At 63.4% G+C, this 23,089-nt stretch carries 20 protein-coding genes, 1 other RNA gene and 1 pseudogene; 10 read left to right on the top strand and 12 right to left on the bottom strand.

The features are described 5' to 3' along the window. Positions 1 to 53: 53 nt before the first annotated feature. Together NX05_RS03310 and NX05_RS03305 are read left to right on the top strand one after the other, a co-directional pair. Positions 54 to 1,625 carry a proton-conducting transporter transmembrane domain-containing protein gene (locus NX05_RS03310; protein ID WP_039434808.1) on the top strand — a complete coding sequence of 524 codons (1,572 nt, stop codon included), beginning with the start codon at positions 54 to 56 and terminating at the stop codon, positions 1,623 to 1,625. Positions 1,626 to 1,648: 23 nt separating this feature from the next. After that, a complete protein-coding gene (locus tag NX05_RS03305; RefSeq protein ID WP_039434805.1) occupies positions 1,649 to 4,087 on the top strand; it encodes a YbcC family protein in 2,439 nt (812 codons plus the stop codon). Positions 4,088 to 4,235: 148 nt separating this feature from the next. Here the strand turns inward: NX05_RS03305 and guaA are convergent, their stop codons facing one another. The 3 genes from guaA to folD form a co-directional block, all read right to left on the bottom strand. Further along, positions 4,236 to 5,801, bottom strand: coding sequence for a glutamine-hydrolyzing GMP synthase (guaA, locus tag NX05_RS03300; protein WP_017118676.1), 1,566 nt, complete (start codon positions 5,799 to 5,801; stop codon positions 4,236 to 4,238). A gap of 121 nt (positions 5,802 to 5,922) precedes the next feature. Then, the gene (gene guaB, locus NX05_RS03295; RefSeq protein ID WP_039434802.1) at positions 5,923 to 7,380 is read right to left on the bottom strand and encodes an IMP dehydrogenase; all 1,458 of its coding nucleotides are present in this window, start codon (positions 7,378 to 7,380) and stop codon (positions 5,923 to 5,925) included. A 187-nt stretch (positions 7,381 to 7,567) separates the two neighbouring features. Beyond that, positions 7,568 to 8,479 carry a bifunctional methylenetetrahydrofolate dehydrogenase/methenyltetrahydrofolate cyclohydrolase FolD gene (folD, locus tag NX05_RS03290; protein WP_039434798.1) on the bottom strand — a complete coding sequence of 304 codons (912 nt, stop codon included), beginning with the start codon at positions 8,477 to 8,479 and terminating at the stop codon, positions 7,568 to 7,570. 49 nt (positions 8,480 to 8,528) lie between these two features. Between folD and NX05_RS03285 the strand changes: the two genes are divergently transcribed. Beyond that, entirely contained in the window at positions 8,529 to 8,849 is a 321-nt protein-coding gene (locus NX05_RS03285; RefSeq protein WP_010373035.1) for a DUF1244 domain-containing protein, read from the top strand. 153 nt (positions 8,850 to 9,002) lie between these two features. Here the strand turns inward: NX05_RS03285 and NX05_RS03280 are convergent. The 9 genes and pseudogenes from NX05_RS03280 to cmk all read right to left on the bottom strand — a co-directional run. Then, a pseudogene (locus NX05_RS03280) lies at positions 9,003 to 9,293 on the bottom strand (monovalent cation:proton antiporter-2 (CPA2) family protein); the annotation flags it as partial. A 166-nt stretch (positions 9,294 to 9,459) separates the two neighbouring features. Then, a complete protein-coding gene (gene galU / locus NX05_RS03275) occupies positions 9,460 to 10,353 on the bottom strand; it encodes a UTP--glucose-1-phosphate uridylyltransferase GalU (protein ID WP_039434796.1) in 894 nt (297 codons plus the stop codon). Beyond that, on the bottom strand, positions 10,353 to 12,260 hold the full coding sequence (locus NX05_RS03270; protein WP_010373025.1) for a polysaccharide biosynthesis protein: 1,908 nt from the start codon (positions 12,258 to 12,260) through the stop codon (positions 10,353 to 10,355). Before NX05_RS03270 ends, galU begins: the two co-directional genes overlap by 1 nt. 13 nt (positions 12,261 to 12,273) lie before the next feature. Further along, complete coding sequence (locus NX05_RS03265; protein ID WP_010373023.1) at positions 12,274 to 13,242, bottom strand: MraY family glycosyltransferase; 969 nt, start codon at positions 13,240 to 13,242, stop codon at positions 12,274 to 12,276. Then, positions 13,242 to 14,420, bottom strand: coding sequence for a lipopolysaccharide assembly protein LapB (gene lapB, locus NX05_RS03260; RefSeq protein WP_010373020.1), 1,179 nt, complete (start codon positions 14,418 to 14,420; stop codon positions 13,242 to 13,244). Before lapB ends, NX05_RS03265 begins: the two co-directional genes overlap by 1 nt. 6 nt (positions 14,421 to 14,426) lie before the next feature. Continuing rightward, positions 14,427 to 14,732, bottom strand: coding sequence for a lipopolysaccharide assembly protein LapA domain-containing protein (locus tag NX05_RS03255; protein ID WP_010382169.1), 306 nt, complete (start codon positions 14,730 to 14,732; stop codon positions 14,427 to 14,429). Between the two features lie 67 nt (positions 14,733 to 14,799). Then, entirely contained in the window at positions 14,800 to 15,111 is a 312-nt protein-coding gene (locus tag NX05_RS03250; RefSeq protein ID WP_010373014.1) for an integration host factor subunit beta, read from the bottom strand. Positions 15,112 to 15,199: 88 nt separating this feature from the next. After that, the gene (rpsA, locus tag NX05_RS03245) at positions 15,200 to 16,885 is read right to left on the bottom strand and encodes a 30S ribosomal protein S1 (protein WP_003489652.1); all 1,686 of its coding nucleotides are present in this window, start codon (positions 16,883 to 16,885) and stop codon (positions 15,200 to 15,202) included. A gap of 183 nt (positions 16,886 to 17,068) precedes the next feature. Beyond that, positions 17,069 to 17,752 carry a (d)CMP kinase gene (gene cmk, locus NX05_RS03240; RefSeq protein WP_010373008.1) on the bottom strand — a complete coding sequence of 228 codons (684 nt, stop codon included), beginning with the start codon at positions 17,750 to 17,752 and terminating at the stop codon, positions 17,069 to 17,071. Between the two features lie 172 nt (positions 17,753 to 17,924). On the opposite strand from cmk, the gene ykgO reads away from it, so the two are divergent. From ykgO to NX05_RS03215, 7 genes are all read left to right on the top strand, one after another. Continuing rightward, positions 17,925 to 18,050 (top strand): type B 50S ribosomal protein L36, encoded by a 126-nt coding sequence (ykgO, locus tag NX05_RS21650; protein WP_005913193.1) that lies wholly within the window; start codon positions 17,925 to 17,927, stop codon positions 18,048 to 18,050. 246 nt (positions 18,051 to 18,296) lie between these two features. Continuing rightward, positions 18,297 to 18,638 carry a hypothetical protein gene (locus tag NX05_RS03235; protein ID WP_039434792.1) on the top strand — a complete coding sequence of 114 codons (342 nt, stop codon included), beginning with the start codon at positions 18,297 to 18,299 and terminating at the stop codon, positions 18,636 to 18,638. 234 nt (positions 18,639 to 18,872) lie between these two features. Then, positions 18,873 to 19,907, top strand: a complete 1,035-nt coding sequence (locus NX05_RS03230; RefSeq protein ID WP_039434789.1) for an agmatine deiminase family protein — start codon at positions 18,873 to 18,875, stop codon at positions 19,905 to 19,907. Positions 19,908 to 19,970: 63 nt separating this feature from the next. Beyond that, a non-coding RNA gene (locus NX05_RS21640) (sX9 sRNA) lies at positions 19,971 to 20,047 on the top strand. 144 nt (positions 20,048 to 20,191) lie between these two features. After that, on the top strand, positions 20,192 to 21,076 hold the full coding sequence (locus NX05_RS03225; protein ID WP_039434990.1) for a carbon-nitrogen hydrolase: 885 nt from the start codon (positions 20,192 to 20,194) through the stop codon (positions 21,074 to 21,076). 4 nt (positions 21,077 to 21,080) lie between these two features. Further along, on the top strand, positions 21,081 to 21,602 hold the full coding sequence (locus NX05_RS03220) for a GNAT family N-acetyltransferase (protein ID WP_039434786.1): 522 nt from the start codon (positions 21,081 to 21,083) through the stop codon (positions 21,600 to 21,602). Further along, complete coding sequence (locus NX05_RS03215) at positions 21,602 to 22,834, top strand: TraB/GumN family protein (RefSeq protein WP_052239595.1); 1,233 nt, start codon at positions 21,602 to 21,604, stop codon at positions 22,832 to 22,834. The genes NX05_RS03220 and NX05_RS03215 overlap by 1 nt, the downstream gene beginning before the upstream one ends. The last annotated feature ends 255 nt before the right edge of the window (positions 22,835 to 23,089 follow it).

Genomic DNA, 23,089 nt, shown 5'->3' with positions numbered 1-23,089 from the left:
CCGATATTTAATATAGTCCAGCCCGCCACCGCACTTGTTCTTAGGGGATTGCCTTGTCGCTCTATCTACTGCCACTGTTTGCACCACTCCTGCTGCTTGCCGCCGCCGTCTTCGCCTTGCTTCGCAGCGGCCGCCGCCCACGCGGGATTCCCCTGTTCGCTGAAGGCGCCGCGCTCGGCGCGCTACTGATCGCGATCGCGTCACTTGCACTATTGCTGTTGCGAGGCACCGGCGACAGCGGGCTGATCGGATGGAGCGGTATCGGCCTGTCCGCACGGCTCGACCCGGTCAGCGTGACGATGCTGCTGCTGGTGGCCTTCGTCGGTTGGATCGTGGTGCGATACGCACGCACCTATCTCGACGGCGAAGCGCGCCAGGGCTACTTCACCGGCTGGCTATGCATTGCGCTTGCGGCGGTCCTGCTGCTGGTGCAGGCAGGCAACGTGGTGCAGGTCGTCGTTGCCTGGGTCGCCACCAGCATCGCGATGCATCGCCTGCTGCTGTTCTACCCCGAGCGCGTGGAAGCGCAGCGCGCAGCACGCAAGAAGCGCCTGTTCTCCACCACCGGCGGCATCGCCCTGACCTGCGCCGCCGTGCTGCTCTGGAAAAGCATGGGCACGACCGATATCGCCACGATCAATGCGCTGGCCCGGAACGGTCAGCACTCCTGGGCGCTGGTCGCGGCGGCCGCCCTGCTCGCACTTGCTGCGGTGCTGAAATCGGCGCAGTTCCCGACCCACGGCTGGCTCACCGAGATGATGGAAGCACCCACGCCGGTGTCGGCGCTACTGCACGCCGGTGTGATCAACGGTGGCGGCTTCCTGCTGATCCGTTTTTCCGACCTGATGCTGTCTGCCCCGGGCGTGCTCGCCGTGCTGGCCATGCTGGGCGGGTTTACCGCCTTATTCGGCGCGCTGGTGATGCTGACCCAGCCGGCGGTCAAGACCTCGCTGGCCTGGTCCACGGTCGCGCAGATGGGCTTCATGATGCTCCAGTGCGGCCTAGCACTGTTCCCGCTGGCCTTGCTGCACATCGTCGCGCACTCGCTCTACAAGGCGCACGCCTTCCTCGCATCTGGTGGCGCGGTCGAGCAGGTCGCGGCCATTCGCCGGCCCGGGCCGGTCGCGGTTCCGAATGGGTCGGCGGTCGGCCGCGCGTTTCTGATCGCAGTGGCGATCTATATCGGGATCGGCACGGCCTTCGGGTTCGTCTTCAGCTTCGAGCACAAATCGCCACAGGCCCTGGCACTGGGCGCGATCCTGATCTTCGGTGTCGCCTACCTGCTGGCCCAGGGCCTTGCCGATGCCGCGCCGCGCCCCCTCACCCGCAAGACGGCGATCTACGCCAGCGCCGCGGCGATCGGCTACTTCGCGCTGCAGACCGCCGCCGAATGGCTGACGGCCGGCGTGCTGCCAGCGACACCGGCGCCGGGACGGCTGGAGTGGACGCTGATGACGCTCGCGGTGCTGAGCTTCGGGCTGGTGGCGGTGGCGCAGGCGCTGTTTCCACTCTGGGCCTCGCATCCCGCTGCCGCCGGGCTCCGCGTCCACCTCTCCAATGGCCTGTATGCCAACGCCACGATCGATCGCCTGCTCGGCGGCTGGTCTGTTCGCAAGACCTCGTGACCCTCTCTCCCTGCCAGGCCCCCATGCTGATGACCACGACGACAACCGCCATGTCCCTCTCCCACGCTGTGATCATCGCCGCCGCGCAGCGTGCGGCACGCGCTATCCCCCCGCTGTGGCCGCTCGCCTCGAGCGTTGCGGTCAACCCCTTCCTCGGCCAGGCCGGCGAGCCGCTGGAAATGGCAGCCGCACGACTGCGGCGCGCGTCCGGTATCGCCGTCACCATGCCGCGGTCCTGGTATGCAGAGCGGCTACAGTCCGGCGAGATCACCGAAGGCGATCTGCAGGCGGCCTTGCAGAGCGCGCCGGCCGCGATGCGCCCGCCGACCTTGTCCGCACTCAAACACGCCATCGAAGCCGCACGCCCTGCCCCGCAGGCGATCCCGACGGTCGCCGAGCTGGCCCGCGACGTCGCTGCGATCGACTGGCCCGGCATCGTCAACGAGCGCATCGGTCACTGGGCCGCCGGCTATTTCGATCAGGGCCAGGCGCTCTGGGCTGTCGGCCAATCCGGCGGTGCCTACAGTACATGGCGGATCATCGCGACCCACGATCTGACACCTGAAATCGCCGGCCTTGCAGGTTTTTCCCAGTATGTGGCGGATGCACCCGCCACTGCCGAAGACGCGCGCGTCGACTGCGTCGCCCGCCTCGGTCTTTCCGAGGACGCGCTGGACAGCTATTTCCACCGCTTGCTCACCACACTCGGCGGCTGGGGTCAGGTCGCCCGCTATCGGCTCTGGCAGGCGGAGTTGAACGGCGGCACCGATGCATGCGTCACCGATCTGCTCGCCATCCGCATGCTCTGGGACGCCGCACTGTTGCACAACGGCGGCTCCGCACTGGTGCCTGGCTGGCACGCGGCCATCGCAGCCTACGCCGAGCCGGTCGCTGCATCTTCAGACGATGTTGTCGACAGCATCCTGCAGGAAGCGGCCGAACGCGCCGCGCAGCGCAAGCTCCACACCGTACTTGCCGCACCTTCGTCGGCGCAGCTCTCGCTCGACCGCTTAAAGCTGCAAATGGCCTTCTGCATCGACGTGCGCTCGGAAGTGTTCCGCCGCGCGTTGGAAAGCCTCGATTCCGGTATCACGACGCTCGGCTTCGCAGGGTTCTTCGGCTTTGGCATCGGCCATCGGCGCTTCGCCTCGGACGTGGTCGAAGCGCGCCTGCCCGTCCTGCTGAACCCCGGTGTCATCACTTTCGCAGGAGACGCCACACCGGCTGCGAACGCGGCAGACCTCACCGCGCGGATCACCGCACGTGCCAGGCGCGCCTGGGGCCGCTTCAAGCTGGCGGCCATTTCCTCCTTCGCCTTCGTCGAAGCAACCGGCCCGATCTACATCGCCAAGCTGCTGCGCGATGGGCTCGCACTGGCCCGCCACCACACACCGATGGATCCCGCGCCGCACCCGGCGCATGAGCTGGACCTGGACACGCGGTTGACCATGGCCGCGCGCATCCTCAAGGCAATGTCCTTCACCAGCGACTTCGCCCGGCTGGTCGTCATTGCCGGCCATGGCGCCAAGGTCGTCAACAACCCGCATGCCAGCGCACTGCATTGCGGCGCCTGCGGCGGCTATTCGGGCGAAGTGAACGCGCGGCTGCTGGCGTCGCTGCTCAACGACAAAGAAGTGCGCGCCGGTCTTTCCGAGCACGGCATCGTCATTCCCGCGGACACGTTGTTCCTGGCCGCACTGCACGACACCACGACCGACGCAGTGACGCTCTTCACCGACGACCATCCCTCCCCCGAGCATGCGCAGGATCTTGTCCAGGTGACGCAGTGGCTGGCCGCGGCCGGTGCGCTGGCACGCGGGGAGCGCGCCCTGCGCCTGCCTCGCGCCAATCGCGGCCAGGACATCGCACATCGCGCCCGCGACTGGGCCGAGATTCGCCCCGAATGGGCGCTTGCAGGATGCCAGGCCTTTATCGCCGCGCCGCGCTCGCGCAGCGCCGGCCGCGACCTGGCGGGACGTGCCTTCCTCCACGACTACGACTGGCGGTGCGACGAAGGCTTCGGCGTGCTGGAGTTGATCCTGACAGCACCGGTGGTCGTCGCCAGCTGGATCAGCCTGCAGTACTACGGATCGACCGTCGCACCGGAGAGTTTCGGCGCCGGCAACAAGCTGCTGCATAACGTCACCGGCGGCATCGGTGTGGTCGAAGGCAACGGCGGGATCCTGCGCACTGGGCTGCCCTGGCAGTCGGTGCATGACGGCGAACGGTTGATCCATGAACCACTGCGGCTCTCAGTGCTGATCGAGGCACCACCGGAAGCCATCGCCGTGATTCTCGAACGGCACCCGCAGGTGCGCGCCCTGTTCGACAACCGCTGGTTGCACCTCTTCGCCCTGGACGACGAAGGCCGCATGGCACGTCGTTATATCGGCAACCTGCAGTGGGAGACGTGTTTCGGTGATGCGTCTTCTGAAAGCAAGCGCACGCCCACCGCTGCGTAAAGCGCCTTCTTGCCCAGCCAGCGCCCTCTGCTCTTCAATGGCGAGGGCGAACCTAAGATCTACTACCGAACTCGGAGAAACGCCGCCCGATCAGCTCATCGGTGCGGCGATTTCGATCGCCAAACGCGTGGGTCAGACAGACCGGTTGTCACTCCCATTCAATCGTCGCTGGCGGCTTGCCGGAGATGTCGTACACCACCCGCGAGACGCCGCGCAGTTCGTTGATGATGCGGTTGCTCACGGTGCCGAGGAAGTCATACGGCAGGTGCGCCCAATGCGCGGTCATGAAGTCGATGGTTTCCACCGCACGCAGCGCGATCACCCATTCGTAGGCACGCGCGTCGCCGACCACGCCTACTGACTTCACCGGCAGAAATACCGCGAACGCCTGGCTGGTCTTGTCGTACAGATCAGCCTTGCGCAGCTCATCGATAAAGATCGCATCGGCCTTGGCTAGCAGTTCGGCGTATTCGCGCTTCACTTCGCCCAGAATGCGCACGCCCAGGCCAGGGCCCGGGAACGGGTGACGATAGACCATGGTGCGTGGCAGGCCGAGTTCGACACCGAGGCGACGCACTTCGTCCTTGAACAATTCGCGCAACGGTTCGACCAGACCCAGCTTCATGTGTTCCGGCAAGCCACCGACATTGTGATGGCTCTTGATTACGTGCGCTTTGCCGGTTTTACTGCCGGCCGATTCGATTACGTCCGGATAAATCGTGCCCTGCGCCAGCCATTTGGCATTGGCCAGCTTGTTGGATTCTTCGTCGAAGATATCCACGAATAGGTTGCCGATGATCTTGCGTTTGGCTTCCGGGTCGCTGACGCCTTCGAGCTTGGCGAAGTAGCGATCGGCCGCATTGACGCGGATGACCTTGACGCCCATGTGCTCGGCGAACATCGCCATCACCTGGTCGCCTTCCTGCCAACGTAGCAGGCCGGTATCGACGAACACGCAGGTCAGCTTGTCGCCGATCGCCTTGTGCAGCAGTGCGGCTACCACCGACGAATCGACGCCGCCGGACAGGCCCAGGATCACTTCGTCATCGCCCACCTGCGCACGCACACGTGCAATCTGGTCGTCGATGATATTGGCTGCGGTCCACAGCGTCTGACAGCCGCAGACATCGACCACGAAGCGACGCAGCAAGGTCTGGCCTTGCAAGGTATGCGTCACCTCCGGGTGGAACTGCACGCCGTACCAGCGCTTGTCTTCGTTGGACATCGCCGCGACCGGAATGCGGTCGGTCGTGGCGGTAACGGTGAAGCCCGGCGGCACCTGCGACACGTGGTCGCCATGGCTCATCCACACATTCAAACGCGCAACGCCGGCATGATCGGTGAGGCCGGCGAACAAGGCATCGGCCGCCACCACATCCACTTCGGCATGACCGAATTCGCGCTGATCTGCGGCTTCCGTCGCACCGCCCAACTGCGCGGCGAGTGTCTGCATGCCATAGCAGATGCCGAACACCGGCAGGCCACTATCGAACACTTCCTGCGGCGCCACCGGTGCGCCTGGCAACGTGGTCGATTCCGGGCCACCGGACAGGATGATGCCCTTGGCGCCGAAGCCGGCAATCTCCGACGGATCGTGATCCCACGCCCAGATCTCGCAATAGACCCCGATCTCGCGGATACGCCGCGCAATCAGCTGGGTGTACTGCGCGCCGAAATCGAGGATGAGGATCTTGTCGGTATGGATGTTGGTCATTGAGAGCCGGGAATCGAGAATCGGGATGAGGGAATCGCAACAGCAAACGCGGCGCCGACCGCTATCGGACGAGGGAGCGGCGGGCTCTTACGATTCCCGATTCGCAATTCCCCATTCCCGGTTATCCGGCGCGATAGTTCGGCGGCTCTTTGGTGATCTGCACGTCGTGCACGTGGCTTTCGCGCTGGCCGGCGCCGGTGATCTTGACGAACTTGGGCTTGCTGCGCATGTCTTCGATCGTGGCGCAGCCCACGTAGCCCATGGTTGCGCGCAGGCCGCCGATGAGCTGATGGATGATGCCGCCGACCGGGCCGCGATACGGCACGCGCCCTTCAATGCCTTCTGGAACCAGCTTGTCGGCATCGGAAGCGTCCTGGAAATAGCGGTCCTTGGACCCCTTTTCCATCGCACCCAGGCTACCCATGCCGCGGTAGCTCTTGTAGCTGCGGCCCTGGAACAGTTCCACTTCGCCCGGCGCTTCTTCGGTACCGGCCAACAGGCCCCCGACCATCACCGTCGACGCACCCGCCACCAACGCCTTGCCGATGTCGCCGGAGTAGCGAATACCGCCATCGGCAATCAACGGAATGCGGTCCTGCAGCGCTTCGGCCACCATGTCCACCGCGGTGATCTGCGGCACGCCCACGCCAGCAACCACACGCGTGGTGCAGATCGACCCCGGACCCACGCCAACCTTGACCGCATCGGCGCCGGCATCCATCAACGCCAGCGCGGCATCGCCGGTGACGATGTTGCCGCCGATCACCTGCAACTGCGGATAGGTCTTCTTGACCCACGCCACCCGATCGATCACGCCCTGCGAATGGCCATGCGCGGTATCGACAATCACCACGTCCACGCCGGCTGCGGCAAGCAGCTCGATACGCTGTTCGGTATCGCCGCCCACGCCCACCGCCGCACCCACCAGCAAGCGCTTGGCGCTGTCCTTGGCGGCATTCGGGTTGTCGGTCTTCTTCTGGATGTCCTTGACCGTGATCAGGCCACGCAGCTCGAAACTGTCGTTGACCACCAGGACCTTTTCGATGCGATTGCGATGCAGCAGCTCGAGCACTTCCTCATCGCTGGCGCCTTCGCGCACGGTGATCAGGCGATCCTTCTTGGTCATGATGTGGCGGACCGGATCGTCGAGCTTCTTTTCGAAGCGCATGTCGCGGCTGGTGACAATACCGACCAGTTCGCTGCCATCCACCACCGGAACACCGGAGATGTTGCGCGCGCGGGTCAACGCCAGCACTTCGCCGATGGTGGTGTCCGGACTGACGGTGAACGGCTCGGTGATCACACCGGATTCAAACTTTTTGACCCGCGCCACTTCGCCCGCTTGCTGCTGCGGGGTCAGGTTCTTGTGGATGATGCCGATGCCGCCCAACTGGGCCATGGCCACCGCAAGGCGGTGTTCGGTCACTGTGTCCATTGCCGCCGACAGAATCGGCAGTTTCAAGCGCAGGTCGCGCGTCAGCCGGGTTTCCAGGCTGACGTCCTTGGGCAGGACGATCGAATGAGCGGGGACGAGCGAAACGTCGTCGTAGGTGAGAGCTTCAGCCTGGATGCGTAGCATCGGCGGACCCGAGTTTGGGGAAGCGCGGCATTTTAACGCATTGGGGCCGGGATTGGGGAGTCGGCATTCGGCATGGCAACAGCACCGCCTCGCACCGCCCGCCGTCGCCTGTTTTGTCAGGATGCCGATAGCCGGCCGATCTCGGATGCACTCCGAATCAGCCGATGCACGCGCCTCGCCGTTGCCTTTAACGAATCCCGACTCCCGACTCCTGAATCTCGGCCGCATCAGCGGCCTCGATGGTGTTCTGCATCAGCGTAGCCACCGTCATCGGCCCTACCCCGCCCGGCACCGGGGTGATCCAGGCCGCGCGCTGCGCGGCGGCGTCGAAACCGACGTCGCCCACCAGCCGGCCGTCACCGAGCCGGTTGATGCCGACATCGATCACCACCGCGCCCGGCTTGACCCAGTTGCCCGGAATCAGCCCCGGGCGGCCCACCGCCACCACCAGAATGTCGGCGTTGCGCACGCTGGCTTCAAGCACATCCGGCGGAGTGAATTTGTGGCAGCTGGTCACCGTGCAACCCGCAAGCAGCAGCTCCAGCCCCATCGGCCGGCCGACGTGGTTGCTCACGCCCACGATGGTGGCATTGCGGCCACGCACCGGCTGGTCCGTGTGGCCGAGCAAGGTCACGATGCCGCGCGGCGTGCAGGGGCGCAGCCCGAATTCGCGCAAGGCCAGATGCCCGACATTCTGCGGATGGAACCCGTCCACGTCCTTGCGCGGATCAATGCGCTGAATCAGCCGATTGGCATCGGGAATGCCAGGCAGCGGCAGCTGGATCAGAATGCCGTGGATCTTGGGGTCGGCGTTGAGCTGATCGATCAGCGCCGCCAGCTCGGCTTCGCTAGCTCCGTGCGGCAGGTCGTAATCGAAGGATTCGATGCCGACCTTCTCCGCCGCGCGCCGCTTGTTGCGCACATACACCGATGATGCCGGATCGCCGCCGACCAGCACCACCGCCAACCCGGGGCGCGCCTTGCCGGCCGCCAGCCGCGCATCCACCCGCAGCTTCAAACCGTCGAGCAATTCCTCGGCAATGCGGCGACCATCGAGAAGGCGGGCCGAAGCGGAGGCAGCTGGCGCGGAAGCGGTCATGGGGCGTCAGGTGTAGAGTCGAAGGCCGTCTATTGTCCCCGATTCCGTCATGACCGACACCACATCACGCACTGATTCGAGCATCACTTCCATCGAAGCGGCAGCATTTCGCCGCCTGCTACAGCATCTCAACCAGGAACGCACCGATGTGCAGAATATCGACCTGATGATTCTGGCCGGCTTCTGCCGCAACTGCCTGGGCGACTGGTACCGCGAAGCGGCCGAAGCGCAAGGCCAGACCATGAGCAAGGAACAAGCGCGCGAGGCGGTCTACGGGATGCCATTTGCCGAGTGGAAACGACAGCATCAAAAAGACGCCACGCCCGAGCAGTTGGAAGCCTTCGCAGCCGCCCAGCGTAAGCATGGCTAAGGCAAGCATCACTTCGCGCTGCTGCCAAAAGTAGCGAGCAGTCATCAGGCGGGTCAGGGCGGCGCACAGAAGCCGAGCCGGATGAGTGGTACATGCCGCATCGACAACGGCCGCGCCTGCCTGGTGCGTGCGCAGTGGCTCTGTGCGCCACTCTTAGTCGCGGCCTGACGGCTCCGCCTCTTCGGCCTGCGGCACCGCATCGGGATTGAGCGTGCGGCTGCCGCGACGCGGCCGTGTGAACGGTGTGGGCCGCGGCGTGGCTGGCAAAGTGTTGCCATACATCAGCCTGGCTCCGGCGCGTGCGTCCCCGGCAGCGATCTCCAATTCGAAACGCTCGGCATCGCGTCGGCGGATCTGGCGCGAAATCATGCCGGCCTCGCCCTCGTCCATCCCCAGCCCCTCCAGCGCGACCCTGCCGAAGATAACCGCCGACTCGAAAGTCTGGATTCTAGCGGTACGCACGCGGCATCGGCCTGCACCTAGGTGCGCATCTGCGCGTCGCGTGGCCTGCTATTCCGAGCTCTGCCAGCGCAGCGGTCCGTATGGCGAGCCCCTAAACGACGAACGACGCCAGTTGGCGTCGTTCGTGGAAACAGCAATTAAGCAGCAATCAACCGCGCGCGTCAGCCTGAGCCAATGCGCTGCGCAGGATTTCCTTCGCTGGGCCGCCATGCTTTTCGTGCTCGAGCGCGAAATGCACGGTGGCTTCGATCAGGCCGATATGCGCGCCGCAATCGAAACGGCGACCTTCGAAACGGAAGGCATCGACCTGCTCTTTCTTCAGCAGCTCGGCGATCGCGTCGGTCAGCTGGATCTCGCCGCCCGCGCCTGCACCGGTAGCCTCAAGAAATTCGAAGATCTTCGGACTCAGCACGTAACGACCGACCACGGCCAGATTGCTCGGCGCCACTTCCGGCTTGGGCTTCTCGACGATCGCATTGATGCGGCCCTTGCGGCCATCGAATGCATCGGTAGACACGATGCCGTAGCTGGCGGTTTTTTCGTGCGGCACATCTTCCACAGCAATGACGCTGCCGCCGGAGGCTTCTGCAACATCGGCCATCTGGGTCAGCGCAGCATCGCCGCGGTTCCACATCAGATCGTCCGGCAGCAGCACCGCGAACGGCTCGTCACCGACCACGGCCTTGGCACACAACACCGCATGGCCCAGGCCGAGCGCTTCTGCCTGCGTCACAAAAATGGCACGGACACCCTCCGGCAATGCGTTGCGCACCAGCTCTAGCTGTTCAAGCTTGCCTGCACGCTCCAGCTTTTGCTCCAGCTCGTAAGCCTTGTCGAAGTAATCGGCGATAGAGTGCTTGTAGCGGTTGGTCACGAAGATCAACGTATCGCAACCAGCCTGGATGGCTTCGTCGACGGCGTACTGAATCAATGGCTTGTCGATGATTGGCAGCATTTCTTTCGGCACCGTCTTGGTTGCCGGAAGAAAGCGGGTTCCAAGACCTGCGACGGGAAATACTGCCTTGCGAATACGCTGGCTCATTACAGTCTTCTGACCTCACGTGCGGGGAATGGAACGACCGTATCAGATCGCGCGTCGACTTTCCGTCGAGCAGCCGCGAAATCCGGCATCAGACTGCCCAGCACAGTCTCCATCGCGTTGATGTCATAGCGGTTAACGGCCTCGCGCAAGCGCGTCACCAGCTGCAACACTTGCTCATGCGAGAACTCGCGCACGCCGGCTTCGAGAATTTTCGGATGCGCGGTGGGACGATAGTCTTCGTCGGAATAGAACAGCGTCTCGTGCAGCTTCTCGCCCGGACGCAAGCCAGTGTAGAGAATCGCTACGTCCTTGCCCGGCTGTTTGCCGGCCAGACGGATCATCTGCTCGGCTAGCAGGCGAATCGGCACAGGCTCGCCCATATCCAGTGTATAGATCGCACCATGCGATGCCGACGCCGCCGCCTGGATCACCAGCTGGCAGGCTTCGGGGATCGTCATGAAGTAACGCGTCACATCCGGATGCGTCACCGTGACCGGGCCGCCCTGACGGATCTGTTCGCGAAACAACGGCACCACGCTGCCGGCCGAATCCAGCACGTTGCCGAAACGCACGGTGATGAAGCGCGTCGGCGCATCGCGCGCGTCCAGGCTCTGGCAGATCATCTCTGCATAGCGCTTGCTTGCACCCAGCACATTGACCGGCTCGACCGCCTTGTCGGTGGAAATGAAGACGAAGGTTTCGATGCGTGCACGCTGGCAGGCGCGCGCCACGTTCTCAGTTGCCAGCACGTTGTTGCGCACCGCCTCGCGCAGTTGCTCTTCCAGCAACGGCACCTGCTTGTAGGCAGCCGCGTGGAACACCGCGTCCGGAGTCGCAGTGTTCAGCGCATGCGCAACCACCGCCGGGTCACCGCAATCGCCCAACACGCGCACCACTTCGATATCCGGGAATAGCCGACGTAGATCCGAATCAATGGTCAGCAGGGCCAGCTCGTCGATTTCTAAAAGCACGATCCGGCGCGCACCGTGACGTGCACACTGGCGGCAGACTTCCGAACCGATCGAACCGCCGGCGCCGGTCACCATCACGGTCTTGTTGGTCAGCCAGTCGCGGATGAGCCGCCAGTCGGGTGTGACCGGCTTGCGGTTGAGCAAGTCCTCAATCGCGACCTCCTTCAACTCGCCCGGCAGCGAGCGCCCTTCCAGCACGTTGATCAGCTTAGGCACCATGCGGAACGGCAGGCCGGTGCTTTCGCAGATCGCCACCACGCGCTGCATGCCGGAAGCATCCAGCGATGGGATCGCGATGACCAACAGCTTGGCGGCGGTCTCCTTGGCAATCGCGGCGGCTTGATCCAGATTGCCCAGCACATTGAGACCCTGAATCTTGGCGCCATGCAGTTTGTTGGCGTCATCCAGATAACCAATCGGCACAAACGCGCCGGTACGGCGCAGATCTCGCACCAAGCCTTCGGCCGCGCGCCCTGCTCCGAGGATCAGCACGCGCTGCCCGGCGTCACCGGAATGTGCGATCTGGTAGTCCTTCCAAGCGCGATACAGCAGACGCGGCGTACCCAGCATGGCCGACAACGCGAACGGATAGACCACTAGCACCGACAACGGCACGCCATCCAGGCGGTCGTATGACAGCGCCAGCACGATCGCGGCCAAGCCGAGAAAGCTCGACTTGAAAATGTTCCATAGGTCCGGCACCGAGGCGAAGCGCCACAGTCCGCGGTACAACCCCATGTTCCAGAACACCAAACCCTGCGCCACCAGGACTACCGCGGTGCGCCAGTCCCACAGCGGCAGATTCGGCGCCTCGCGTAACATGGAATAGCGGCCGGCGTGCAGTAGCTGCCAGCACAACCACACCATCAATAGGTCGTGTACCACGACCGCTATTTGCGGCAGGGCCTTGGTCAAACGGTCACGCCAGGAAATCATAAAAATCCATTACTCAGGAATTGCGCAGTCCATCGCGCAGAAAATGCCAGATTGCAGTGGCGCCAATGCCCCAAACCAGAGCTCCGGACACCTGCTGCCAAAATGCATCATGACGAATTAACGCATACAAGCAGACGGCAGCGACGCTGAAAGCGAAATAAACGCTGGTTACCGTAACGTGCGTCTCAAGCCGACGCGCCAAACGTTGGTAAACGTGCTGAGCATGCGGCTCCCACCAGCGTTGCCCGGCGAGCATGCGAGCAAGCAGCGTGAAGCCGGCGTCTACAAGAAACGCCGTCAACGGCAGCCAGCTGATCCACCAGCTCACCTGACCATTCGCCACGTTCAGGGCAAGCAACGCCGCCAACACATAGCCGAGCGCACCGCTGCCGCCATCGCCCATGAAGATGCGGGCGCGCGGAAAATTGAACGGGACAAATCCCAGGCACGATGCCGCAACTGCCAGCCCTGCCCATGACCATCCCTCTGGCGCCACCAGCGAAAAACCGAAGGCAGCCAACGCCGCCTGGCTGCTAGCCAGCCCATTGATGCCGTCCATAAAATTCCAGACGTTGATCAACACCACCGACGCCGCAGCAGCCAGCACCCCATCCCACACATTGCCGGTGTAATGCCAAACCAAGCCACCCAACGAGGCCGATGCGGCCAGGTGGATCGCAAACCGCAGTCTGGCCGAAAGCGGCCGATGGTCGTCCCACCAGCCCACACCGGCCACTGCAATCAACCCTGCAGCGAACCAGCCCAGCATCAAGCGCGCCGCTGGCCACAGCACACTTGCCGCGACGCAACCCAGCAAGATCGCCGCCACGATCGCCATGCCACCACCCCGCGGCGTCGCCACCAGATGGCTGCGCCGTTCACCGGGATGGTCAAGCAGGCGGCGCTGCAAGGCATACCGCCGCAACAGCCAGGTCCCGAGTGCCGCGACAAGCAGGTGCAGCACGCACCACAGCCACACCATCAGACCACCGCGTAGTTCAACAGCGGTTTGACCGTACCCCATTCCTTGCAGCTCGGGCATTGCCAATGATGCGTCTTGGCCCCGAAGCCGCAACGCGTGCAACGATAGCTCGGATTGCGCACCAGCAGCTGGTCGGTGATGTGCTTGAGGTCCTGCAGCGTCCCGACCGGGTCGCTTCCCTCGGCAAGGGTAAGGTCGATCAGCGCCGACTCCCCGCGCACCGACGGGCGATCCTTGAGCTGGCGGCCGAGATAGGCCAACGCAGGCGCCACGCCATCCTGGGCTTCCATCAACTGGGTCAGCGCCAGCACCGGTGCGATGCCGCGATAGTGCTCGGTCATCTCCGAGAGGAAGTTGCGCGCACCCGCGATATCGCCGACTCGCCGATAGGCGGACATCAATGCGGGAATGATCTCCGGCAGATACTCCGGATCATGCCGGGCAGCACGTTCAAATGCGCGCACTGCTGCTTCGTCGTGACCGCGCTCGGCTTCGATGCGCCCTTCCAGAATGCCGGCGCGCACCGAGGTGCCATCGGCCTGGTAGGCACGCGCAATTGCCTGCAATGCGTCGTCGGTCTTGCCCAGGCCACGATTGCGGTCGGCCAGTTCGCATTCAAATTGCGAGATCAACTTGCCCATCGGCTCGCCGGTCACTTCTTCGTAGCGGGTGGCGTTGTCGATCGCCTTTTCCCAATCGCGTTCGGCCTGGTAGATGCCGATCAGATGGCGCAACGCCTGCGGCGCGCGCTGGTCCAGCTGCGCCAGTTCGGTGAACACCGTTTCGGCACGGTCCAGCAGGCCGGACTTCATATAGTCCTCGCCGAGCGCCAGCAGGGCCTGGACGCGCTGCTGATCGGTCAGGTCACCACGCTGCACCAGGCCCTGGTGCAGGCGGATCGCACGGTCCACTTCACCGCGGCGGCGGAACAAATGCCCCAGCGCGACCTGGGTTTCGAAGGTTTCCTTGTCCAGTTCGGCGATATGCAGGAACAGCTCGATCGCCTTGTCCGGCTGCTCGTTGAGCAGATAGTTCAACCCACGGAAATAGGTGCTGGAAAGACGACTGACCTGAGTGTCGCCATGACGCTGACCGCCTCGACGCCCGACGATCCAGCCGCCCAGCGCAGCCAGCGGCACAAACAGGAAAAACCAGATCCACTCGGTCAGAAAGTCCATACGTACTTACAGTCCATCGATGGGGCGCGGCTCGACGGCGGCAGGCGTGACAGCCCTGGCGTCGGCGCGACTGACCGCAACAGCCTTATTGGCCTGGCGCAGTTTGGAATAGAGGGGAATGACCACACTGACCAGCACCATGCCGGCACCGATCAACACACCGACCAGCAGTGCGACGATGATTGCGACACCTGAGCTGGTGTGCACACTGGAGAACAGGAAATCGAGTGTGATGTCCTGGGAATTGACAGCACCGATGATCAGACCGACCAACAGGAAGGCCAACATCACCAGCAAGCGAAGCACCTTCATGGCGAGACTCCGTCGGGAAGCGGGCTAGCTTAACCGAGACGACATAAATACAGCGCCAGAACGGACTTCAGTCCGTCGCATCGGACATGTCGACGGGCACCACGGAGCTAACGCGCTCACGCAATTCCTTGCCCGGCTTGAAGTGGGGAACATGCTTGCCCGGCAACGCAACCGATTCGCCGGTCTTGGGATTACGCCCCAGACGTGGCGGACGGTAATGCAGCGAAAAACTGCCGAACCCGCGAATTTCGATCCGATCACCGTCGGAGAGCGCCTGCCCCATCATTTCCAGCAGCGACTTGACTGCCAGATCTACGTCGTCCGACTTCAGATGCGCTTGGCGTCGCGCCAGGATTTCAATCAATTCGGACTTGGTCATGGGAAGACTTGCTTTTTTCGACTGACACATCGGAATCGGCCCGGGCAAGCCCGGGCCGATCCATCACGCTCTTGCGAGCGCTACGCGCTTACTCGGACTTGTTGTTGTTCAACTGTGCACGCAGCAGCGCACCCAGCTGAGTCATACCGCCCGACGCGGAGGCGGACTGGTAGTCCTCCAACGTTTCGCGCATTTCAGCATCGTCCTTGGCCTTGATCGACAGCTGCAGGGTGCGGCCCTTACGGTCCATGCCCACGAACTTGGCTTCGATCTTGTCGCCCACCTTGAGGTGCTGGGTTGCATCGTCGACGCGCTCGTTGGCGATGTCGCGTGCAGCGACGTAGCCTTCGATGCCATCGGCCAGGTCGATCGTAGCGCCCTTGGCATCCACTTCACGCACCACGCCTTCGACCTTCGAACCCTTCGGGTTGGACGCCATGTACTGACCGAACGGGTCCTGCTCCAGCTGCTTGACGCCCAGGCTGATGCGCTCACGTTCCGGGTCAACTGCCAGCACAACGGCTTCCAGCGTGTCGCCCTTCTTGTAATTGCGCACGACATCTTCGCCGGTGGTGTTCCAGCTGATGTCGGACAGGTGCACCAGACCGTCGATGCCGCCGTCCAGACCGATGAAGATGCCGAAGTCGGTGATCGACTTGATCTGACCGGACACCTTGTCGTTCTTTTTGTGGGTAGCAGCGAAGGTTTCCCACGGATTGGCAGCAACCTGCTTCATGCCCAGCGAGATGCGGCGACGCTCCTCGTCGACATCCAGCACCATCACTTCGACTTCGTCACCAACCTGCACAACCTTGGACGGGTTGACGTTCTTGTTGGTCCAATCCATCTCGGAGACGTGCACCAGACCTTCGACGCCCGGCTCGATCTCGACGAATGCGCCGTAATCGGTGACGTTGGAGACCTTGCCGAACACGCGGCTGTTGGCCGGGTAACGACGCGCGATGTTGTCCCACGGATCTTCGCCCAGCTGCTTCAGGCCGAGGCTGACGCGGTTACGCTCGCGATCAAACTTCAGCACGCGCACGTCCAGCTCGTCGCCGACGTTGACGACTTCGGACGGATGACGCACGCGCTTCCAGGCCATGTCGGTGATGTGCAGCAGGCCGTCGATACCGCCCAGGTCCACGAATGCGCCGTAATCGGTCAGGTTCTTGACGACACCCTTCAGGATCGCGCCTTCCTGCAGCTTGTCCATCAGCTGCTCGCGCTCTTCCGAGTGCTCGCTCTCGACCACTGCACGACGCGAAACCACCACGTTGTTGCGCTTGCGATCCAGCTTGATCAGCTTGAACTCAAGTTCCTTGCCTTCCAGATAGGCCGGGTCGCGCACCGGGCGCACATCCACCAGCGAACCAGGCAGGAACGCGCGGACATCCTTGATGTCCACGGTGAAACCACCCTTGACCTTGCCACTGATGCGGCCGGTGATGGTTTCGTTTTTTTCCAACGCTTCTTCCAGCTCGTCCCACACCATTGCGCGCTTGGCTTTCTCGCGCGACAGCACGGTTTCACCGAAGCCGTTCTCGATGGAATCGAGGGCAACCTTGACCTGGTCGCCTACGCCGACATCGATCTCGCCAGCGTCGTTACGGAACTGCTCGATCGGCACGATGCCTTCGGACTTCAGGCCAGCGTTGATCACCACCACGTCGCCGCGGACTTCCACGACGGTACCGGTGACGATCGAGCCCGGCTTCAGCTTCGCCAGATTGGCTTGACTGGCTTCGAACAGTTCTGCAAAAGATTCTGTCATTTGAATTTACTCAGTTGAACACACGGGCGCCGATTGTCGGAATGCGATAGATACGAACCGCCCAGCCTGTTGGTCGACTCCGGACAGCGAGTCGGTTTAGAAGTAATAGAACCGCCACGCAGGATGCGCGACGGAGCTTTGGAACGCCTTACGGTCGGCGGGACAGGCCCGCTTGCGGAACGCTTACGACGGCGTGTGGTCTGCGAGCAACCCGACCACACGCTGGACGACATTCTCGATCCCTATTCCGCTGGTATCGATCAGCACGGCGTCTTCGGCCGGCCGTAATGGCGCCACCACCCGCTGCGCATCACGGGCATCACGGGCCATGATCTCGCGCAGCAGGTCGTCAAAGATAACCGAAACACCCTTTTCCATCAACTGTTTATGGCGACGGCCCGCACGTTCTTCGGCACTGGCGGTCAGAAAAACTTTGAAGACGGCATCCGGGAAGATCACCGTCCCCATGTCGCGCCCGTCGGCAACCAGCCCGGGCGCCCGCCTGAATGCGCGCTGGCGCTCTTTCAGGGCGCTGCGCACCTCGGGAATGGCGGCAATTGCCGAAGCCAGTGCGCCAGTGGTTTCAAGGCGCAGCTCGCCGGTGGCATCCACGCCGTTGACCAGCACCCGCAGCCCGGATTCGCCGGCGTCGTCGAACTCCACCCTGGTGTCGAAGGTACAGCGCACCAATGCCGCAGCATCGGACACATCCAGATCGGCCCAGCTCGCTGCAACGCCTACCGCACGGTACAGTGCGCCCGAATCGAGGTAATGCCAGCCCAGCCGGGCGGCCACAATCCGGCTCACAGTGCCCTTGCCGGCACCGGAGGGGCCATCGATGGTGAGGACGGGCGACAGGTCGGTCATTCAGGTTTCCGGAAGGTCATCAGGCGTTAGTGTAGCGCCGCTCGCAGCGATCGCGCTGCAACCACTTGAAAGCACGACGAAAAGCCGGTTAGAATTGCCGGCTTAATTCTGGGTGCACCCTCGACCGTGGGCACTCTTCCATCGAATCCAACCGTTTACGCCGAGGTGTGCCATGAAAGTCCTGTCCTCCCTGAAGTCTGCGAAGACCCGTCACCGCGACTGCAAGGTGGTCCGCCGCCGCGGTAAGGTCTTCGTAATCTGCAAGTCGAACCCGCGTTTCAAGGCGCGTCAGCGCTAAGCTTTGCGGCGCGTGCAAGACCCGAGAAAGCCGCCTCCGGGCGGTTTTTTCTTGGCCGCTGCTTCACACCGGTTGTTGCCACATGCGTCCGCCGCCCGCCGGCCCAGCCACGGCATTAGCCGTCTCTACACCGACGCGCCGCCTGGGCAATCGCGTTGCTGCCAGGCCAGCCGCGTCACGCAGCGTCTATCGTGGTTTTTTGCTGTAATCACCATCTGAAAACTTGTCCACTGGGGAGTAGATGACATGCGCAACCGTTTGTTTGTGATGCCGCCGATCGTGCTGACAATCGCGCTGATGGGGATCAGTGCCGTTGCTTCGGCCGATACGCTGCTGGTCGACCGTGCACAGCAGAAACCTGCTGCTGTCCTGCCCTTGCGTGGCGAGAGCATGAGCCAGGTCGAAGGCCGCTACGGCGCGCCGCAGGAAAAGCTCGACCCACGCGGTGGTCAGAAGCGTCAGTGGCCAACCATCCATCGCTGGGTGTATCCGGCGTTCACCGTGTACTTCGAAAAGAGCAAGGTGATCGACGTGGTGGCCAACAAGGCCGATGCCAACGAGATAGGGCCGAAGCCGCCGATTCGGTAATGCGGCGATGACAACGCCGCCGAGGCGCTGGCGTCCGTTCGCCGCGCCCCCAACCGTCACGGACGCATCGCACTGTGTGCTGCGTCCGTCAGCAGCCGGACATGGGTTGCTGCGATTCTGTAACAAGGCCAGGCGCACCGATGCGCGCCTGGATCGCAAGAGCCCGCATTCGCATGTGGGATATCGATGAACCTGCGGGCGATGGCCTGCACACCAAGATGAGTACTGCCTGGCATGACCGACCGTCTTCGTTTTCCCGCCGAGTGGGAACCTCAATCAGCCGTGTTGCTCGCGTGGCCGCATGCCGGTACTGATTGGGCCGAGCGCCTGGCCGATGTGGAAGAGACCTATATCGCGCTGGTCACGGCGATCTCCCGCTTCGAGCCGGTGGTCATCTGCGTCGCCGACGACGACCTGCAGATTTATGCCGAAGCACGGCTGCGTTCGGCGCGGGTGGATATGGCGCGCGTGCGCTTCGTCATCGCCGCATACAACGACACCTGGCTGCGCGATTCCGGCCCGATCACGCTGCGCCAGGACACCGGCTTCCGCTTGATGGATTTCCGTTTCACCGGCTGGGGCGGCAAGTTCGAAGCCAGCCTGGACGATCAGTTGGTGAGCTCGCTGGATGCCGCACGGGTATTCGTGCCGGCACAGGTAGAGACGGTCGACTTCGCCCTGGAAGGCGGCGCGGTCGAGACCGATGGTGCCGGCACATTGCTGACCACCTGGAAGTGCCTGCATGAGCGTCACCCGCAGCGCACGCGCGAATCGCTCAGCCGCGATCTGGCCACGTGGCTGGCCCAGGAGCGCGTGCTGTGGCTGGATCACGGCTACCTGGAAGGCGACGATACCGACGCACATATCGACACGCTGGCGCGCTTTGCCGGCCCGGATGCGATCGTCTATCAAGGCTGCGATGTGGCCAGCGATTCGCACTACACCGAGCTGCAGGCCATGGGCGCCGAACTGGCTGCGCTGCGCAGGGCCGACGGGCAGCCGTACCGCCTGTTTGTGCTGCCGTGGGCAGAACCCATTCTCGACCAGGGCCGCCGGTTGGCCGCGTCGTATGCCAATTTCCTGATCGTCAACGGGGCAGTGCTGATGCCGGCTTATGGCGATCCGGCCGATGCGACTGCGCAGGCGGTGTTGGCGCAGGCGTTCCCGCACCATGAGATCGTGCCGGTACCGTGTCGTGCGCTGATCTGGCAGAACGGCAGCCTGCATTGCTTGACCATGCAATTGCCAGCCGGCCTGCTCGCCGCTTGAGAGCGGCTAACAAAAGGACTGCGCTCACCGCAAGGTGGGCGCGGCCTATGCTCGGAAGCGGGTATGCACCACTCGTACACTGCGGTTCTGAGCGCGCCGTCCACGCCCACCTGACGACTGCTCGCTATGTTTTGTTAGCAGTTCCATGAGCAACTCCAGGAGCAGCTCTAAATCTTGCCTGCGTGGCGGCCGCACACCCCGCGCGTGGTTTCCTGTTCCGGCCGGCAGGCCGGTGTTACGCCATGGCGCGCTACCTTAATGCGCCACTTACGTTGGATGCTGCCATGACCCGTCATCTCCTTTCCGTCGCGCTGATCCAGGAGCGCAACCACGGCGACGCCGAGGCCAATCTGGCCGTCATCGAATCGCGTGTGGCCGAGGCAGCCGCGCAGGGCGCCAAGTTGGTGCTGCTGCAGGAACTGCACAACTGTGCGTATTTTTGCCAACACGAGTCGGTGGAGGAATTCGATCTGGCCGAGCCGATTCCCGGCCCAAGCACGGAACGTCTGAGCACGCTGGCCAAGCAGCATGGCGTGGTGCTGGTCGCCTCGTTGTTCGAACGTCGCGCGGCCGGGCTATATCACAACACCGCGGTGGTGTTCGAAAAGGACGGCCGCCTGCTCGGCAAGTATCGCAAGATGCACATCCCCGACGACCCGGGTTTCTACGAGAAGTTCTACTTCACTCCTGGCGATCTCGGCTTCACGCCGATCAATACTTCGGTGGGTCGCCTGGGCGTGCTGGTGTGCTGGGATCAGTGGTACCCGGAGGCAGCGCGTTTGATGGCGCTGGCCGGTGCGGAACTGCTGCTCTACCCCACCGCGATCGGCTGGGATCCGGACGACCAGCAGCCCGAGCAGGAGCGTCAGCGCGATGCCTGGATCCTCAGCCATCGCGGCCATGCGGTGGCCAACGGCGTGCCGGTGCTGTCGTGCAACCGTGTCGGCCATGAGCCCTCGCCGCTGGGCGCATCGGGCATCCAGTTCTGGGGCAACAGCCATGTGCTGGGACCGCAGGGCGAGTTCATTGCCGAAGCCGGCCAGGATCCGACCGTGTTGATCTGCGATGTGGACCTGCAACGCAGCGAGCACGTGCGCCGGATCTGGCCGTTCCTGCGCGACCGTCGTATAGATGCGTACGGCGATCTGCTCAAGCGCTACATCGACTGACCGCATGCCCGTCGAGCTGCGCGCAGTCCGCGATGCGGACATCCCGGCGATCACCGCGATCTATGCGGAGCAGATCTGCGGGGTCAACACTTACGAATACAGCGCACCATCGCTCGATGAAATGCGCGCACGGGTGAGCGCGATTGTGGATGCGGGCCACCCGTATCTGGTCGCCGAGCTCGATGGCGTAGTCGCGGGCTACGCTTATGTCAGCGCATTTCGCGCACGCGTGGGATATCGCTGGACGGTGGAGAACTCGATCTATTTAGCCGCCGCGATGCAGGGCCGCGGCATCGGCAAAGCCCTGCTCGGCGAGCTGATCGCGGTGTGCGAGCAGCGTGGGTTTCGGCAGATGATTGCGGTGATTGGCGATGCCGGAAACCTGGCATCGCGACAATTGCATGAACGTTTTGGATTTCGCACGGTCGGAGTACTCACCGGAATCGGCCGCAAACACGGTCGCTGGTTGGACGGCGTGCAGATGCAACGCGCGCTTGGCTCTGGCGACACCGCCCCTCCCTTCTGATGAAAACCCCCATGACTGAGCAGACCACCCACGTTCTGGACGATGCGCTATCCGGCCAGCCGCACCGCATCGTCGAACGCGACGGCGTGCGCTATACCTTGCTCGGCACCGCGCATGTGTCGCTTGCCAGTGTGGCCGCCGTGCAACGCGCGATCAGCAGCGGGCGTTACGACGCGGTGGCAGTGGAACTGGATGCGCAGCGCCTGCAGGCGCTCAGCGACCCGGACGCCCTCGCCCGCCTGGATCTGGTGCAGGTGATCCGCAAGGGGCGCGTGGCTTTGTTTGCGGCCAATTTGGCGCTTGCCGCGTACCAACGCCGGCTGGCCAAACAACTCGGCATCGAGCCGGGTGCGGAATTGAAAGAGGCGGTGAACCTGGCACGCGCGCAGGGCTTGCCGGTGCATCTGATCGATCGCGAGGTCGGCCTGACCTTCAAGCGCGCATCCGGGCGGCTGGGATTCTTCGGCAAGATGAAACTGGCCGGTGGATTGCTCGGCGGCCTGTTCGCTGCCGATGAAGTGGGCGAAGAGGAAATCGAAAAGCTCAAGCAAGGCGACATGCTGGAAGCGAGCTTCGGCGATTTCGCCAGCGAAAGCCCGGAGCTGTACGAGACGGTGATTGCCGAGCGCGATCAGTACATGGCCACACGTCTACGCGAAGAATTCAGCGCAGATCAGCGCGAGATTTTGGCGGTAGTCGGCGCCGGGCATCTGGCCGGTCTTGCGCGCCATCTGGACCAAGACACAGCGGCGCCTGGCCCGCTGCGCGAATCGCTGGAATACGTACAGCAGCGCAAGCGTATTCCGTGGATCACGCTGGGCATTCTGGCAGTGATCATCACCGGCATCGGCATCGGGTTCTGGCGTGGCGGCCTGAGCATGGGCGCTGACCTGTTGCTGCAGTGGGCGATGTATACCGGCGGCATGGCTGCACTCGGCTGTTTGCTTGCCGGCAGCCACCCGTTGAGCATTCTCACTGCCGCCGTCGTGGCGCCGTTCAAGCCGTTCCGGCTGAGCGTGCCAACCGGCGCATTTGCGGCGCTGGTCGAAGTGCATATGCGCAAGCCAGCCTATGGCGATTTCCTGTCGCTGCGCGACGATGCGCAGACGCTGCGCGGCTGGTACCGCAATCGCGTCTCGCGCGTGGTGCTGACATTTCTGTTGACCAACTTCGGCAGCATGGCCGGCGTGTGGCTGGCCGGCGTGCAGATTTTCAACCGTCTCCATGGGTGAGCACAGCGGCGCTGAAGCCGCCAGATCCAGACCGCTCGTAAGAGCGCACCCGGGCGCGATGAGGCCATACCGGTCATCCTATCGCGCCCAGGTGCGCTCCTTGTATCTGGACACCACCGCCGAACAGAGGTATGTCTTCCGACTGATCATCGGAGCAGATGCAAGAAGCCCATGCGCTCCTGAAGCTTCGAGCTTGTATCGTAGATCGGCTCTGCATCTGTACTTGCTGGCCCTGGGTGTCCGCACGGTATCCAG

The organism is Xanthomonas vasicola, assembly GCF_000772705.2.
GTDB classification, from domain to species: Bacteria; Pseudomonadota; Gammaproteobacteria; order Xanthomonadales; family Xanthomonadaceae; genus Xanthomonas; species Xanthomonas vasicola.
Note: the sequence above shows the minus strand (reverse complement) of the source record. Positions and strands in the feature narration are given on the sequence as shown.

Coding starts and splice junctions, on each gene's coding strand:
- NX05_RS03270 (WP_010373025.1), bottom strand. CDS start 12,260: ATGATTTCCTGGCGTGACCGTTTGACCAAGGCCCTGCCGCAAATAGCG.
- NX05_RS03250 (WP_010373014.1), bottom strand. CDS start 15,111: ATGACCAAGTCCGAATTGATTGAAATCCTGGCGCGACGCCAAGCGCAT.
- lapB (WP_010373020.1), bottom strand. CDS start 14,420: ATGGACTTTCTGACCGAGTGGATCTGGTTTTTCCTGTTTGTGCCGCTG.
- NX05_RS03215 (WP_052239595.1), top strand. CDS start 21,602: ATGAAAACCCCCATGACTGAGCAGACCACCCACGTTCTGGACGATGCG.
- NX05_RS03285 (WP_010373035.1), top strand. CDS start 8,529: ATGACCGACACCACATCACGCACTGATTCGAGCATCACTTCCATCGAA.
- NX05_RS03305 (WP_039434805.1), top strand. CDS start 1,649: ATGCTGATGACCACGACGACAACCGCCATGTCCCTCTCCCACGCTGTG.
- folD (WP_039434798.1), bottom strand. CDS start 8,479: ATGACCGCTTCCGCGCCAGCTGCCTCCGCTTCGGCCCGCCTTCTCGAT.
- guaB (WP_039434802.1), bottom strand. CDS start 7,380: ATGCTACGCATCCAGGCTGAAGCTCTCACCTACGACGACGTTTCGCTC.
- ykgO (WP_005913193.1), top strand. CDS start 17,925: ATGAAAGTCCTGTCCTCCCTGAAGTCTGCGAAGACCCGTCACCGCGAC.
- NX05_RS03235 (WP_039434792.1), top strand. CDS start 18,297: ATGCGCAACCGTTTGTTTGTGATGCCGCCGATCGTGCTGACAATCGCG.
- cmk (WP_010373008.1), bottom strand. CDS start 17,752: ATGACCGACCTGTCGCCCGTCCTCACCATCGATGGCCCCTCCGGTGCC.
- NX05_RS03230 (WP_039434789.1), top strand. CDS start 18,873: ATGACCGACCGTCTTCGTTTTCCCGCCGAGTGGGAACCTCAATCAGCC.
- guaA (WP_017118676.1), bottom strand. CDS start 5,801: ATGACCAACATCCATACCGACAAGATCCTCATCCTCGATTTCGGCGCG.
- NX05_RS03255 (WP_010382169.1), bottom strand. CDS start 14,732: ATGAAGGTGCTTCGCTTGCTGGTGATGTTGGCCTTCCTGTTGGTCGGT.
- NX05_RS03265 (WP_010373023.1), bottom strand. CDS start 13,242: ATGGTGTGGCTGTGGTGCGTGCTGCACCTGCTTGTCGCGGCACTCGGG.
- NX05_RS03220 (WP_039434786.1), top strand. CDS start 21,081: ATGCCCGTCGAGCTGCGCGCAGTCCGCGATGCGGACATCCCGGCGATC.
- rpsA (WP_003489652.1), bottom strand. CDS start 16,885: ATGACAGAATCTTTTGCAGAACTGTTCGAAGCCAGTCAAGCCAATCTG.
- NX05_RS03225 (WP_039434990.1), top strand. CDS start 20,192: ATGACCCGTCATCTCCTTTCCGTCGCGCTGATCCAGGAGCGCAACCAC.
- galU (WP_039434796.1), bottom strand. CDS start 10,353: ATGAGCCAGCGTATTCGCAAGGCAGTATTTCCCGTCGCAGGTCTTGGA.